This is a genomic window from Streptomyces sp. ME19-01-6, assembly GCF_033793745.1.
Lineage (GTDB): Bacteria > Actinomycetota > Actinomycetes > Streptomycetales > Streptomycetaceae > Streptomyces.
The window spans coordinates 263227-276600 of record NZ_JARAXF010000008.1 but is presented as its reverse complement, the minus strand read 5'-3'; the positions used below and the strand labels follow the sequence as shown (position 1 = coordinate 276600).

Annotated in this window: 15 protein-coding genes; 4 read left to right on the top strand and 11 right to left on the bottom strand. The window is 74.6% G+C overall.

Translation table 11 applies throughout. The features are described from left to right. The first annotated feature begins 9 nt into the window (after window positions 1-9). Both PV419_RS21515 and PV419_RS21510 read left to right on the top strand, forming a co-directional pair. Window positions 10-1335 carry a sensor histidine kinase gene (locus PV419_RS21515; RefSeq protein ID WP_319691252.1) on the top strand — a complete coding sequence of 442 codons (1326 nt, stop codon included), beginning with the start codon at window positions 10-12 and terminating at the stop codon, window positions 1333-1335. Next, complete coding sequence (locus PV419_RS21510) at window positions 1332-2015, top strand: response regulator transcription factor (RefSeq protein WP_319691250.1); 684 nt, start codon at window positions 1332-1334, stop codon at window positions 2013-2015. Before PV419_RS21515 ends, PV419_RS21510 begins: the two co-directional genes overlap by 4 nt. Before the next feature lie 39 nt (window positions 2016-2054). Here PV419_RS21510 and PV419_RS21505 read toward each other — a convergent pair whose 3' ends face one another. The 4 genes from PV419_RS21505 to PV419_RS21490 all read right to left on the bottom strand — a co-directional run bounded on the left by PV419_RS21505 (window position 2055) and on the right by PV419_RS21490 (window position 5506). Then, window positions 2055-2945: a DUF2797 domain-containing protein gene (locus PV419_RS21505; protein WP_319691248.1), complete on the bottom strand. Its 891-nt coding sequence runs from the start codon at window positions 2943-2945 to the stop codon at window positions 2055-2057. Window positions 2946-2995: 50 nt separating this feature from the next. Then, on the bottom strand, window positions 2996-3259 hold the full coding sequence (locus tag PV419_RS21500) for a DUF6332 family protein (protein WP_319691247.1): 264 nt from the start codon (window positions 3257-3259) through the stop codon (window positions 2996-2998). A gap of 100 nt (window positions 3260-3359) precedes the next feature. Further along, a complete protein-coding gene (locus PV419_RS21495) occupies window positions 3360-4097 on the bottom strand; it encodes a maleylpyruvate isomerase family mycothiol-dependent enzyme (RefSeq protein ID WP_319691245.1) in 738 nt (245 codons plus the stop codon). A gap of 56 nt (window positions 4098-4153) precedes the next feature. After that, a complete protein-coding gene (locus PV419_RS21490) occupies window positions 4154-5506 on the bottom strand; it encodes an MFS transporter (protein ID WP_319691243.1) in 1353 nt (450 codons plus the stop codon). A gap of 2 nt (window positions 5507-5508) precedes the next feature. Between PV419_RS21490 and PV419_RS21485 the strand changes: the two genes are divergently transcribed. Beyond that, window positions 5509-6774, top strand: coding sequence for an ROK family protein (locus tag PV419_RS21485; protein ID WP_415925353.1), 1266 nt, complete (start codon window positions 5509-5511; stop codon window positions 6772-6774). Window positions 6775-6837: 63 nt separating this feature from the next. Here PV419_RS21485 and PV419_RS21480 read toward each other — a convergent pair whose 3' ends face one another. The 5 genes from PV419_RS21480 to PV419_RS21460 form a co-directional block, all read right to left on the bottom strand. Continuing rightward, window positions 6838-7758 carry a phosphotriesterase gene (locus PV419_RS21480; RefSeq protein WP_319691240.1) on the bottom strand — a complete coding sequence of 307 codons (921 nt, stop codon included), beginning with the start codon at window positions 7756-7758 and terminating at the stop codon, window positions 6838-6840. Window positions 7759-7787: 29 nt separating this feature from the next. Then, window positions 7788-8390: a DUF4865 family protein gene (locus PV419_RS21475; protein WP_319691238.1), complete on the bottom strand. Its 603-nt coding sequence runs from the start codon at window positions 8388-8390 to the stop codon at window positions 7788-7790. A gap of 42 nt (window positions 8391-8432) precedes the next feature. After that, window positions 8433-9023, bottom strand: a complete 591-nt coding sequence (locus PV419_RS21470) for a TetR/AcrR family transcriptional regulator (RefSeq protein ID WP_319691236.1) — start codon at window positions 9021-9023, stop codon at window positions 8433-8435. 65 nt (window positions 9024-9088) lie between these two features. After that, complete coding sequence (locus PV419_RS21465) at window positions 9089-9631, bottom strand: ATP-binding protein (RefSeq protein WP_319691234.1); 543 nt, start codon at window positions 9629-9631, stop codon at window positions 9089-9091. 213 nt (window positions 9632-9844) lie between these two features. After that, entirely contained in the window at window positions 9845-10174 is a 330-nt protein-coding gene (locus PV419_RS21460; protein WP_319691298.1) for a hypothetical protein, read from the bottom strand. Between the two features lie 183 nt (window positions 10175-10357). On the opposite strand from PV419_RS21460, the gene PV419_RS21455 reads away from it, so the two are divergent. Beyond that, window positions 10358-11488, top strand: a complete 1131-nt coding sequence (locus PV419_RS21455; protein WP_319691233.1) for a PLP-dependent cysteine synthase family protein — start codon at window positions 10358-10360, stop codon at window positions 11486-11488. A 46-nt stretch (window positions 11489-11534) separates the two neighbouring features. Here PV419_RS21455 and PV419_RS21450 read toward each other — a convergent pair whose 3' ends face one another. Beyond that, complete coding sequence (locus PV419_RS21450) at window positions 11535-12008, bottom strand: SRPBCC family protein (RefSeq protein WP_319691231.1); 474 nt, start codon at window positions 12006-12008, stop codon at window positions 11535-11537. A gap of 224 nt (window positions 12009-12232) precedes the next feature. Beyond that, on the bottom strand, window positions 12233-13069 hold the full coding sequence (locus tag PV419_RS21445) for a DeoR/GlpR family DNA-binding transcription regulator (protein ID WP_319691229.1): 837 nt from the start codon (window positions 13067-13069) through the stop codon (window positions 12233-12235). Window positions 13070-13374 lie beyond the last annotated feature (305 nt).

Sequence of the window (13374 nt, the reverse complement as noted above, 5' to 3'; positions counted from 1 at the left end):
GTTGCGGGTATGCGTGAATTCTCCAGGGGACGGCACCCCAGGTCCGGGCGGGCGGCCGCCCCGACCTGGGGCCCTCCGTGGCGGAGCGCGGGCCCCGAGGCCCGGCCCGCCGTCCGCCTGCCGTGGCGCTCCTCGCTGGTCGTCGCGTTCCTCCAGCTGGTCGGGACGCAGTTCGCCGCGCAGAGCCAGCCCGAGCGTGCCGACCTGGGCCTCGTCGGCCGGGCGCTGCTGGTGGCCGGGCCCGCGCTGCTCCTGGTACGCCACCGCCACCCCCGGCTCGCCGTCCTCGGAACCTCGGCCGTCACCGCGCTCTACCTCGGCGCCGGATATCCCTACGGCCCCGTCTTCCTCAGCGTCGTCGTCGCCTGCTTCGCCGCCGTCGCCGCCGGGCGGCGGGTGGCCGCCTGGAGCGCGCTCGGGGCGCTGTGGACCGCCCATCTGCTCATCGCCCACTGGCTCTGTCGATGGCTGCCGCCCGGGGGCGACGGCCCGGCCGCCTGGGGGCCGGAGGCGGTCGTCGCGGCCTGGGTGGTGGCGGTCGTCGCCGCCTCCGAACTCGCCCGCGTACGGCGGGAGCAATGGGCCCGCGAGCGGGCCGAGCGGGAGGCGGCGGAGCGGCGCCGGGCCGACGAGGAGCGGCTGCGCATCGCCCGCGAGCTGCACGACGTCCTCGCCCACAGCATCTCGGTCATCAACGTCCAGGCGGGCGTCGGCCTCGCCCTCCTCGACCAGGACCCCGAGCAGGCCCGCACCGCCCTGACCACCATCAAGGCGGCCAGCAAGGAGGCGCTGGGCGAGGTCCGCCAGGTCCTGGACACGCTCAGGGCCCCCGGGGCCGCACCCCGCTCGCCCGCCCCCGGTCTGGACCGGCTGGACGAGCTGACCGAACAGGCCCGTGGCACGGGCCTCGCGGTGAGCGTGGAAGTGGACGGCGTACGGACCGCCCTGCCGCCCGGCGCCGACCTCGCCGCCTTCCGTATCGTCCAGGAGGCCCTGACCAACGTCGTCCGCCACTCCGGCTCCCGCACCGCCCGGATCCTGCTGCGCTACGCCCCGGCCGAGCTGGAGCTGCGGATCGACGACGACGGTCCGGCGACCGCCGGCGGCATGACCACCGGCATCACCGGCGGCATGCCCCGTGGCGTCACCGGCGGCGGCAACGGCCTGGTCGGCATGCGTGAGCGGGCCGCCGCTCTCGGCGGCACGGTGACGGCCGGGCCGCGCCCCGACGGCGGCTTCCGGGTCCGGGCCCGCCTCCCGCTCACCGCCGCTACGGTGTCCCCGATGCCGCGGCACGAGGCGCCGTCGGGCGAAGCGACCTTGGAGGCCCCTTGAGCCCCTCGACCCGTGTAGTGCTCGCCGACGACCAGGTGCTGGTCCGCGCCGGGTTCCGCGCCTTGCTGGACGCCCAGCCGGACATCGAGGTGGTCGGCGAGGCCGCCGACGGCGAGTGGGCGGTGGCCCAGGTCCGTGAACAGCGTCCGGACGTGGTCCTGATGGACATCCGCATGCCGCGGCTCGACGGCCTCGCCGCCACCCGCCGGATCACCGAGGACCCCGCACTGGGCGAGGTGAAGGTGGTCATGCTGACCACCTTCGAGCTCGACGAGTACGTCTTCGAGGCGATCCGCGCGGGCGCCTCCGGCTTTCTGGTCAAGGACACCGAGCCCGAGGAGCTGCTGCGCGCCGTACGGGCGGTCGTCGCGGGCGACGCGCTGCTCTCGCCCGGTGTCACGCGCCGGCTCATCGCCGAGTTCGCCGCCCGGTCGAAGGAGCCGGCGCCCGCCGCGGCGCTCGCGGAGCTGACCGAGCGGGAGCGGGAGGTGATGGCGCTCGTGGGCATCGGTCTGTCGAACGAGGAGATCGCGCGACGGCTGGTCGTCAGCCCGCTCACCGCCAAGACCCACGTCAGCCGCACGATGATCAAACTGGGCGCGCGCGACCGCGCCCAACTCGTCGTCCTCGCCTACGAGTCGGGCCTGGTCCGCCCGGGGTGGCTCGGGCCCTCTTTGTGAAGGCTCGGTTCGCCACCGGGCCCGCCTCACGGGGGCCGGTCAGAACAGCGCCTCCGGTGCCGCCGCCTCCCGCACCGGCGCGGCCACCTCCGCCGTGGTGGCGGCGTCCGCGGGGGCCGCGGCCAGGGGCCAGCCCGCCAACTGCCGGGTGTCGAGCAGCAGGGAGCGTCCGGCCGAGTCGGTCAGATGGACGTCCGGCCCGGCCACGGCCTCCACTCGGCCCGCGACAATACGGCCGGGGCCGAGGCGGATGACGCCGTGCGCCGGGCGCACGCGGTCCAGGTGGAAGACGGCGTCATGGTGGACGGGCGCACACGGACCAAGGGCGAGGGACTCCGGGAGGCTGTCCAGGGCACGCGCCCGCGCGTGGAGCGCGGCGAGCGCCGCCGCGCGCTCCCGCTGGGGCGGCGGGGCCTCGCGCGCGGCGCGCTTGGCGGCGTACGGGAACCGGTCCGGGACGCCGAGCGCGGCGCCCAGCACGGCCTCCGCCCGGCGCGCGGCCATCAGGGGGCCGCGTCCGAGCAAGGTGTAGGAGAGCGCGGCCTGTTCGAGCAGCCGCGCGCCCTCACGCTCGGCCGCGGTGATCCCGACCTTGATCAGATCCGGGCCGAACCAGGCGAGATAGACGTCGTACGGGCGCGGGTCGTCGGTGCGGGTGTCGGCGGCGACGGAGCACGAGCGGTCCAGCCGCGCGCAGTCCGGGCACTGGGCGGAGACGGCGGACGCGGACACCTCGGCGCCCGCCGGGCACGGCGTGTGCCGGGCGCCCCTGCGCACACCGACGCACGTGCGTGCGTCGCTCACCATGGTGAAGGCCAGCGGGCGGCCGGGCGACAGCGGGGAGACGCGGTCGCCGTGGGTGGGGTGGTGCCAGGCCAGCGCGGGGCCCGAGCGGTCCCAGCGCGGCCCCGCGCACCGCCACTGGGTCATCCGGTTCCTTTCCTGCCCCCGGGGCGTCAGTTTCTGTACGGGGACGGGAGTCAGCCGCGCCGCTTGCGCGGCAGCCACCACAGGACCTGGAGGACCCGGGCGAAGAACCCGGCGGTGGCCGTGCCGGCGGCGGCCGTCAGCCAGGTCTTCTCCGCCGCTCTGCCCAGGTCGCCGAAGAGCGCCGGGCTCGCGCAGACGAAGAACAGCAGGGCCGCCAGCAGGGCGCCGGTGACGACCGCGAACATGATCTCCACGGTGGCGGCGTCGCGCTCGGCCTGGGTGCGAGGACCGCTCATGGGGTGCATGCCTGTCATTCCACCAGCCTAAGGTCCGTCGAGGCGCAGGAGGACTGCGGCGTACGCAGCTGAAAAAATGCCCTGAAGAGCGGAGCGGACACCGGCCGCCCCGCTCACCTCAGAAGCCCGAGCGCTCCCGCCACAGCTCGGCCAGCGATATGTCGCCCGTGGCCCGCAGCCGCTCGAGCGGCAGGCGGTTCCACAGCGTCAGATACAGCTCCTCCACCGGGCCGGACAGCTCGCAGTCGGCGTCTTTGGCGTCGCCGACCTCGGCGCGCGGGGCGCCCTCGGACAGCCGTACGGTCCACACGACCTCGGCGTCCGTGGCCCGCAGCCGCAGGGTGCGCGGCGCCTCCGTGCGTACCTTGCTCCGCCCCGTGGCGTGGAATCCGGCCAGCAGCTCATCGAGGCCGTCGGCGGCGAAGGCCGGGTCGACGGGGGAGAGGTCCTTGCCGAGCGCCGACTCCGCGTCGACCCGGTGGACCGCCGTCTCGTGCGCCTGCCGCCGCGCCCAGAACGCGAGCGGTGAGTGGGAGGTGGGCAGTATGGTGAAGTACCGCCCATCGGGGTCGGCCTCGGTGAGCGCCCTGACCAGCGCGCCGTGGCCGTCGCGGAACCAGGGCGTCAGATCCGCGTCCTCGGGCTCCTGGCCCGGCTGGGGCCGCACCAGCTCGGTCAGCCCCTCGGTGACGGTACGGGTCACCCATCGGTGCACCATCCCGATGTGTGCCAACAGATCCCGTACCCGCCACTCGGGGCACGTGGGCACCTGGGCGTCCGGTCCGGCCTGCTGCGCGGCGTCGGCCAGCAGCCGTCCTTCCCGGTCCAGGACGTTGATCAACTCGGCAGTGTCCATGGCGGGATTCTGCCAGTCGTGACCGACATCCGGCGCGCAGGGCAGGGGAGATGGGCTCAGGCCCGGTCGTCGGCGGGCCGCCCGGCTCCCCGCGCGCCGTACGCCACGGCCGCCGCCACCGCCGCCAGCAGGGCGACCGTGGTCAGGGCGGTCGGCAGGGAGAGCCCGTCGGCCAGGAAGCCGATGGCCGGCGGGCCGAGCAGCATGCCTCCGTAGCCGAAGGTGGAGGCCGCGGCGACCCCGCTCGGCCCGGTCAGGGCGCCCGCCCGCGCGATGGCGACCGGGAAGAGGTTGGCCAGGCCGAGACCGGTGACCGCGAAGCCGAGGAGCGCGAGCCAGACGGTGGGGGCGAGCGAGCCCAGCAGCATGCCGGCCGCGGCGGTGGTGCCCCCCGCCACCAGCGTGCGGGTCTGGCCGAGCCGTTCGAGGAGCGTGGTGCCGCTCAGCCTGCCGACGGCCATCATCAGGGCGAAGACCGAGTAGCCCGCCGCGGCGACCCCCGGGGACGCGTCCAGGTCCTGGTCCAGATGGAGCGCGGCCCAGTCGGCCATCGCCCCCTCGCCGTACGCGGTGCACAGGGCGATCAGCCCGAAGACGGCGACGAGCCGGCGCGCCGCGCTCCGGGAAACGGCCCCAGGCGTCCGCCCGGCCGCTGCCGCGCCCTCCGCCGCTGCCGCGCCCTCCGCCGCTGCCGCGCCTTCCGCCGCTGCCGCGCCTTCCGCCGCTGCCGCGCCTTCCGCCGCTGCCGCGCCTTCCGCCGCTGCCGCGCCTTCCGCCGCTGCCGCGCCTTCCTCGGGCGGCGCCGGTACGGGTACGGGGACCGGGAGGCGGATCAGCGCCCGGCCCGCGACCGCCGCGAGCAGCAGCCCGGACGCGGCGAGCAGAGACAGATGGGTGGTGGGGCTCAGCCGCCCCGCTATCAGCCCGCCCAGGGCCGCCCCGGCCATCCCGCCCAGGCTGAACGCGGCGTGGAAGCCGGGCATGACAGGGCGGCGCAGCGCGGCGATGAGATCGACGGCCGCGCTGTTCATGGCGACGTTGAGCCCGCCGAACCCGGCCCCGAAGACCAGCAGGACCAGCCCGAGGGCGAGCGCGGAGCCGGTCAGCGGCGGCAGCGCGACGCTGAGCGAGAGCAGGACGGCCGCGGCCACCGTCGTGGGGTGGCTGCCGAAGTGGCGGCAGAGCCGGCCGGTGACCATCATGGTGGCGACCGCGCCCGCGGACACGCCGAGCAGGGCGAGCCCGAGGGCGCCTTCCGAAGCGCCGGTCCGGTCCTTGATCGCGGGTATCCGGACCACCCAACCGGCGAACACGAATCCGTCGAGGGCGAAGAACGCGGTGATGGCGATGCGCAGTTGGGCCAGCGATCGGTCCGCCGCGGCGGGGCGCCGCCTCACCGGAATGACCATCCATGTTTTGTTTCGTGTCGACACAAAGTGAGAATAGGGGCGTGACCCAGACACGGACAAGGCTCGAGCGGGGCCGCAGCGCTCTCGGCCCGGCGCTGGAGCTCGTACACACCGGCCGGGCGCCCACGCGGGCGGTGCTCACCACCGAACTCGGCGTGACCCGAGCGACCGCGGGCGCCGTCGCCGCCGAACTCGAAGCGCTCGGCCTGATTCAGGTCGACTCGCGCCCACTCGGGGCCGCCGGGGCGCAGGGCCGCCCCTCGCACCGCCTCTCGATCGCCCCCCACGGCCCGGTGGCCGTCGCCGCCCAAGTGCACGCCGACGGCTTCCGCGCCGCTCTGGTCGGGCTCGGCGGCCGGATCGTGGCCACCGACCCCGGCTGTATGACCGTGCCCGCCGATCCGGCGCATGTCATCGACGCGGTCGTCGAGGCCGGGGCCCGGCTGCTGCGCGCGAGCGGCCGCCGCTGCGTGGGCGCCGGGCTCGCGGTCCCCTCCGCGGTGGCCGAACCGGAGGGCACCGCCCTCAACCCGCTGCACATCGCCTGGCCCGCGGGCGCGCCCGTGCGCGAGCTGTTCACCCGGAGCCTCGCGGCGGCGGGCGTCCGCGGCCCGTCCGGGGCGCCCCTCACCGGACTCGCCGGCAACGACGTCAACCTCGCCGCGCTGGCCGAGCACCGACACGGGGCGGGCCGCGGCGCCCAGCACCTGCTCTGCGTCGCCACCGGCCACCGCGGCGTCGGCGGGGCGCTGGTCCTCGACGGGCGGCTGCACACCGGCAGCGCGGGCCTGGCCCTCGAGGTCGGCCACCTGGCCGTCAACCCGGAGGGATCGCCCTGCCACTGCGGCAGCCGCGGCTGTCTGGACATCGAGGCCGACCCGCTGGCCTTCCTCGTCGCGGCCGGGCGCGACCCGGGACCCGAGGTGTCCCTCCTGCAGCAGGCGCGGGATCTGCTCCGTGAGGAGTACGCCGACCCGTCGGTGCGGGACGCCGCCGACCTCCTCATCGACCGGCTCGGCCTCGGCCTCGCCGGGCTCGTCAACATCCTCAACCCCGACCGCATCATCCTCGGCGGGCTGCACCGCGAGCTCCTAGAGGCCGACCCGGAGCGGCTGCGGTCGGTCGTGGCCGAGCGCAGCCTGTGGGGGCGCAGCGGGGGCGTACCCGTCCTGCCGTGCACCCTGGACCACAACAGCCTGGTCGGTGCGGCGGAGTTGGCCTGGCAGGCGGTACTCGACGACCCGCTCGAGGCGCTCGGCGCGGCGTGACCCGGGGTGCGACAGGGGGCCGGGCCCCGGGCCCGCCTCGAGCCCGCGTCCCGGGCCCGTGCCTCAGCCCGCGCGCCAGGCCGTGGCCAGGGCGCGGGCCGGGTTGGCGGTGAGCATCTGGCGCACCACGTCGGCCCCCAGGGCGAGTTCGAGCCGCGGACGCAGCCGGCGGAGCAGATGCGGCATGCCCGGGCCGCCGTTCACCGACCGGGCCGCGGCCGTGGTCGTGTCGCCGCCCAGCAGCAGTTGGCCGGCGTGCCCGGCGTCCACGAGCGCGGCCAGCGCGTCGGGCAGCCGCCAGTCCGTGGCGTGGTTGGCGCGGGAGGGCCCGTCGAAGGCGAGGAACGCCCCTGCCTGGGCCGCCTGTTGGTGCACGACCGAGTCCGGCGAGCGGTTGAGGTGGCCGAGGATCACGCGCTCCGGCGCCACCCGGTGCTCGCCGCACAGCAGGTCCAGGACGTCCAAGGCGGCCGTCCCCAGCTCCAGGTGGACGGCGATGGGCGCGCCGGTGCGGTGGTGGGCGTGGGCGGCCGCTGCCATCGTGCGGCGGGCGTGGGCGCCGAGGCCGTGGAAGCCACCCGCGACCTTGATCAGCCCGGCGCGCGGGCCCGTGCCGCCGATGCCGCGCGTCAGCTCGTCGACGAAGAGCTCGGCCAGCCCGTCGAGCACCTCTTCGACGGTGCCCGGAGGGTAGTGGTGCGCCTGGTGCAGCCCCGTCGCGGCCACCAGATGGACGCCGCTGGCCCGGGAGAGCCCGGCCAGCTCGCCGGCGGCCCGCCCGAGGCCGTAGGGCGTCCACTGCACCACCGCGCCCCCGCCGAGCCCGTGGAAGGCCCGCAGTTCCGCGCCCGCCGCGGCCACGTCGGCCAGCTCCTGTCCCGGCAGCAGCGCGCTGCGGAAGAACAGGTGGTCGTGCGCGTCGCAGACGCCCAGCGCGTCGCCTGGGACATCGCCGAGCACGGTCCGTACGGCGGTCTGTTCCATGTCCTCTCCCATGGCCTGCTCGGCCGCGCTCACCACTGGTGCCCGCGCGGGAGCCGGGCCAGGTCCGGCGCGGACAGATGGAGCACCTGGTAGCGGTCGCCGGGGGCGTCGGGCGGGGCGGCGTCCTCCCAGAGGGTGAAGTGCAGCAGCTCCCAGCCGCGCGGGTCGATGCCGAGGGCCGTCGAGTGCGCGCCGTCCGCACGGGCCAGCCGCCGCAGCTCCTCCAGCGCGCCCTCGACCGCGCCCGCCGGACCGCCGCCCGACGGGTCGGCGCTCGTCGGGACGGCCACGGAGTGGCGGGTGGCGGTGCGCGGTACGGCGGCCAGGGCCGGTCCGTGCTCGAAGGCGAGTCCGTGCCAGTTCTCGACCGCGGGTCGGCCGAAGTCCCGGACGATGCCCTGGAATCCGGGGCCCCACAGGAAGCGGTTCATGGCCTCCGGCGCGGCCCACAGATAGAACGGCGCGTACTGGTTGACCGGGGAGCCGTCGACCCCGCACTCGCGGATGCCGTACGCCTTCAGCCCGAGCCCCGGGAAGTCGTCCAGCGCGGGACCCTTCGACTCCACCCGATGCCGGATGATCTTCATGTCGTAATCGGCGGGCAGGGTGATCCGGTATTGCATGGCGTGCAAGGAGAACTCCTGTCGTGTCAGGGCGGGGGAGCGCGCGGCGCCTTACGCGGCGGACCGGCGGGCGCGGGCGGCGAGCAGATCCAGCAGGCCCTGTACGGCGCTGTCGAAGGGCGCCGGCGACCCCGCGGCGCGGGCCACCACATAGCCGCCCTGGACGGTCGCGACGACGGAGGCGGCGGTCCGCTCCGGGTCCAGCCCCGCGTCGAGCTCCCCGCGCTCCACGCCCTCGGAGACGATCCCGGCCAGCCGTGCGCGCAGCCAGTCGAGCGTCTCCGCCACCGGCTCGCGCAGCGCGGGGTCGGCGATGATGTCCGGATCCATCGTGAGCCGGCCGATCGGGCAGCCCCGCAGCACCTCCCGCTCCCGCAGCAGATAGGTGCGGACGCGGTCGTACGCGGTCCCGGGAGCGGAGAAGCACGCCTCGGCCGTGGCGCGCACCTGCTCAGCGGTGCGGCGGATGGCGGCGAGCGCGAGGTCGGGCTTGCCGCTGAAGTGGTGGTACATGCTGCCCTGGCCCGCGCCCGCGCGCTGCTGGATGGCCTTGGGGCTGGTGCCCACGTAGCCGCGCTCCCACAGCAGGTCCTGGGTGCTCTCGATCAGCCGATCCGCAGTGCTCATGCGGTCAGTGTACATACTAGTAAGTACAGAGGGGGTGCGATGCCGGGCCCGCCACGGTGCCGGACCCGGGGGCGCGCGGCTCAGTGGTGCGCGGCGGACCGGGCGGCGGGCGCCCGCTCCCGGACCCCGGCCGGCGGCGCGGGGCGGGAGAGGTCGGCGCGGTCGGGTGGGGCGGTGCGGCCCGCGCCATACGCCGCGAAGGGGGACTTGGCGGGGGCGGCGGGCTGTGGCACGGCCAGGGTGAACCACACGACCTTCCCCGTGCCGTCGTCCCGGGCGTGCATGCCCCAGCTCTGGCTGACCGCGGCGACCAGGGCGAGCCCGCGGCCGTGGGTGGCCAGCAGGTCGCACTCGCGGACGCGGGGCAGCCGCGGATCCTGGTCGCGGACCGAGACCGTCAGACGGTCCAGCATGAGGGCGATCTCCACCGTGCACTGCTTGTCGGGCTCGGCGTGCCGGTGGACGTTGGTGAGCAGCTCGGTGACGGCGAGCGCGGCGGGATCGATGAGCGGATCCAGATGCCAGTAGCGCAATTGCGCGGACACGATTCTGCGGACCTGTCCGATCCGCGACGGCAGGGCCTGCAGCTCCACCGTGCAATGCCTGCTTGGACGACTGATCACGGCTGCGACTCCCTGAAGAAGTTGGGGCTAGCCTGATTCAGATGCGGGCGTCGAACACGTTCAGCAGTGGTGGCTGCTGGGCGCGACCGGGAGAGGCCGGTTCTCAGCGTCACCGCCCGTTGACCCTCAGTGATACCGGTACGCGTCCAGGGTCGGCCCCGCCGCCCGCATGCGCAACTCAGGGGGCGCCTCCCAGCGGCATCGGGGGAGGTGTCAGCCCTTGGGCGAATGGCCTCGCGCGTTGCGGATCGCGTCGAGGAAGCGGCTGGCGGCGCCGGGCGCGGCGGCCTTCGCCGCCGCGTCCCGCTGGCCCAGAGTGAGGCGGTAGCGGGTGCCGTTGACCGTCGCGAGGGCCTGGTCGCTGTCCGCGAACCACGGCTTGCTCGCATGGACCGACTGTACGGGGGCGCTGTCGATCTCCCGGCCGTAGCTGGTCAGCAACTGCAGCCTGCCGTCCTTGATCAGGACCTGTCCGGCATGCGTGACCGAGCGCAGAAACCGCTCGATCCGCACCCCGCGGGCGTTGAACTCGGTATCGGCCACGATGACCGCCTCCCCGGTGACTCTCGCCGGCATGCGCGCCGCTCTCCCACGTCTTCCACATCTTCCCTGCTGCGCAGTGTGCCCGGGACGGGCCCGGGATGCCAGGGCGCACTGGTGCCCACTTATGATCCGAAAAGGTCCGAGTGCGCCACTGGGGGCGGCACAGGAAGCAAGGAGCGGCGCGTGGAGAGCACAGCGAGCGCGGTCGATGAGACCGTCGGCACCATCGACGTCGACCGCAGCGATCCCCACTACCGGGAGTGGCTCAAGGAGGCGGTCCGCAAGGTCCAGGCCGACGCCAACCGCTCCGCGGACACCCATCTGCTGCGCTTCCCGCTGCCGGAGCGGTGGGGGATCGACCTCTACCTCAAGGACGAGTCCACCCACCCCACCGGCAGCCTCAAGCACCGGCTCGCCCGCTCGCTGTTCCTCTACGGGCTGTGCAATGGCTGGATCCGCCCCGGCAGGCCCGTCATCGAGGCGTCCAGCGGCTCCACCGCCGTCTCCGAGGCGTACTTCGCGCGGCTGATCGGCGTGCCCTTCATCGCGGTGATGCCGCGCACGACCAGCCGCGAGAAGTGCCGCCTGATCGAATTCCACGGCGGCCAGTGCCATTTCGTGGACGACCCGCGCACGATGTACGAGGAGTCCGTCGCGCTCGCGGCCAAGTCCGGCGGCCACTACATGGACCAGTTCACCTACGCCGAACGGGCCACCGACTGGCGCGGCAACAACAACATCGCCGAGTCGATCTACCAGCAGCTGCGCCTGGAGCGCTACCCCGAGCCCGCCTGGGTGGTGGCCACCGCCGGCACCGGCGGCACCTCCGCGACCATCGCCCGCTACGTCCACTACATGCAGTACGACACCCGCGTCTGCGTCGCCGACCCGGAGAACTCCTGCTTCTTCGACGGCTGGGTCCACGACGACGCGGCGGCTTCGAGCCAGCACGGCTCGCGCATCGAGGGCATCGGCCGGCCCCGGATGGAACCCAGCTTCGTGCCCGGCGCGATCGACCGGATGATGAAGGTCCCGGACGCGGCGAGCGTCGCCGCCGTACGCGCTCTGGAGCGGGCCATCGGGCGCAAGGCGGGCGGCTCCACGGGCACCGGGCTGTGGAGCGCGCTGAAGATCGTCGCGGAAATGGTCGCCGGGGGGCGCACGGGCAGCGTGGTCACGCTCCTGTGCGACCCTGGCGACCGCTATCTCGACAAGTACTACTCGGACGACTGGCTGCGGGAGCAGGGCCTGGACATCACGCCCCACGCCAAGGCCATCGACACCTTCCTCGCGACGGGCCGCTGGCCCGGCTAGCGCCCGCCCCGGGCCGGCCGTGGCGGCAGCCGGCCCGGGCCGGCGCTCAGGCGGCCAGCCGGTGGTCCAGCGCGCGCACCGCGTCGCGGAAGGCACGCCGCAGGCCCGGCCGCAACAGCCGCAGGGTGCCCCGCAGCGGCGCCACCCCGTCCACCGCGAAGGTGTACCGCACCAGGGAGCCGGTGCCGGAGGCGGACGGCACCAGCCGCCACTCCTCCAGCAGGGCGCGCAGCCCCGGCACATTGGTCCGGTCCACGCGGTAGGCGTAGCGCTCCGCGGGGTCCGCCGCCATGACCGTCTCGACGAAGCGGGTACCGCCCTTCAACCGGATCTCGCGGCCCCCGCCGTCGTCGGTGGACCGGGCGGTGGCGACCTGGCGGTACCACCGCGGCCAGTTCTCGACGTCGGTCAGCGCCTTGAACACCGCCTCGGGCGGGGCGGTGGCCTCGGCGACGAAGACCAGCCGCAGCGGGGCCGTGCGGACATAGTCGAGACCCACGGGACGCAGACGATGTCTCATGCCGCCCACCGTAACTGGCGCCCCGTCAGATTTCTGCCACGCCAACCGGCTCGATGGCTCCGTCCCCCCGCTCAGTCCCAGGGCGCTCCAACGCGCGGCGAGACATGCGCCCCCTTTTCCCGCTCAGTCTCGGCGCTTCTACGCGCGGGCTTCCCTCGTCGCTGCGCGCTCCTCCGTCGCTGCGCGGCTCCTCAGTCCAGCCCGCGCAGCGCCCCGAGACACGCTCACATGGCGGCCTCACCCGCCACCACCAGCTCCCCCGGCAGATGCTCCAGGATCTCCGCCCGGGCCTCCTCGGGCAGCCCCGGATCCGTCACCAGCGCGTCCACGTCGTCCAGCGACGCGAAGGAACTCAGGCCCATCGTGCCCCACTTGGTGTGGTCGGCGACCACCACCACCCGCCGCGCCGAGCGGACGAAGTGCCGGTTGGTCTCCGCCTCCGCCAGGTTCGGGGTCGACAGGCCGGCATCCACCGATATCCCGTGCACCCCCAGGAACAGCACATCGAAGTGGAGCGAGCGGACCGCGGCGTCCGCGACCGGACCCACCAGTGTGTCCGAGGGGGTGCGCACCCCGCCGGTGAGCACCACCGTCGCCGCTCCCGGGCGCGGCTCCGCCCCGCCGCCCGCGGCCGACCGCTGAGCGTTGTAGAAGACGTCCGCCACCCGTACCGAGTTCGTCACCACGGTCAGGTCCGGCACATCGAGCAACTGCTGCGCCAGCGCGAACGCCGTGGTCCCGCCGGCCAGCGCGATCGCGGTGCCGGGCGCCGCCATCGCCGCCGCGGCCTTGGCGATGTCCTCCTTGGCGCTCAGCTCGAGACCCGACTTGGCCTCGAACCCCGGCTCGTAGGTGCTCGCCTCGGCGACCGGCACCGCGCCGCCGTGCACCTTCTCCACCATGCCCAGCCGGGCCAGGGCGTCCAGATCGCGACGGACCGTCATGTCCGACACGTTCAGCTTGCGCGTCAGCTCGTTGACCCGCACCCCGCCGCGCCGTCTCACCTCGTCGAGGATCAGGGCACGCCGCTGCTCGGCGAGGAGATTCTGGTTGTCGCTCACCGCGGCCCGTCCCTTCCCGTTTCCCGTATGCCTTCATCTGGCTTCATCCGCCCGCGGGCACATCTTCGCATGCCGCCGGGCCCCACGATCTCCCCCGAACACGGGATTACGATTTCGCCACGCCCGGCGCTGCGGCGTCGGGCACGCGCGCCGAGGGCACGATCCTGGGCAGAACAACCACACCGGGATCGGGGGGCACGGTGGCAGCAACGACACGTGCGAGTGCGGACACGGCGGCGGATGCGGGCGGGCAGCCCCCGCCCGACCTGGAGTTACTGGTCCACGGCGTCGGCGGGGCCACCCCG

Coding starts and splice junctions, on each gene's coding strand:
- PV419_RS21505 (WP_319691248.1), bottom strand. CDS start 2,945: ATGACCCAGTGGCGGTGCGCGGGGCCGCGCTGGGACCGCTCGGGCCCC.
- PV419_RS21485 (WP_415925353.1), top strand. CDS start 5,509: ATGTTTTGTTTCGTGTCGACACAAAGTGAGAATAGGGGCGTGACCCAG.
- PV419_RS21500 (WP_319691247.1), bottom strand. CDS start 3,259: ATGACAGGCATGCACCCCATGAGCGGTCCTCGCACCCAGGCCGAGCGC.
- PV419_RS21450 (WP_319691231.1), bottom strand. CDS start 12,008: ATGAGACATCGTCTGCGTCCCGTGGGTCTCGACTATGTCCGCACGGCC.
- PV419_RS21470 (WP_319691236.1), bottom strand. CDS start 9,023: ATGTACACTGACCGCATGAGCACTGCGGATCGGCTGATCGAGAGCACC.
- PV419_RS21490 (WP_319691243.1), bottom strand. CDS start 5,506: ATGGTCATTCCGGTGAGGCGGCGCCCCGCCGCGGCGGACCGATCGCTG.
- PV419_RS21515 (WP_319691252.1), top strand. CDS start 10: ATGCGTGAATTCTCCAGGGGACGGCACCCCAGGTCCGGGCGGGCGGCC.
- PV419_RS21480 (WP_319691240.1), bottom strand. CDS start 7,758: ATGGAACAGACCGCCGTACGGACCGTGCTCGGCGATGTCCCAGGCGAC.
- PV419_RS21495 (WP_319691245.1), bottom strand. CDS start 4,097: ATGGACACTGCCGAGTTGATCAACGTCCTGGACCGGGAAGGACGGCTG.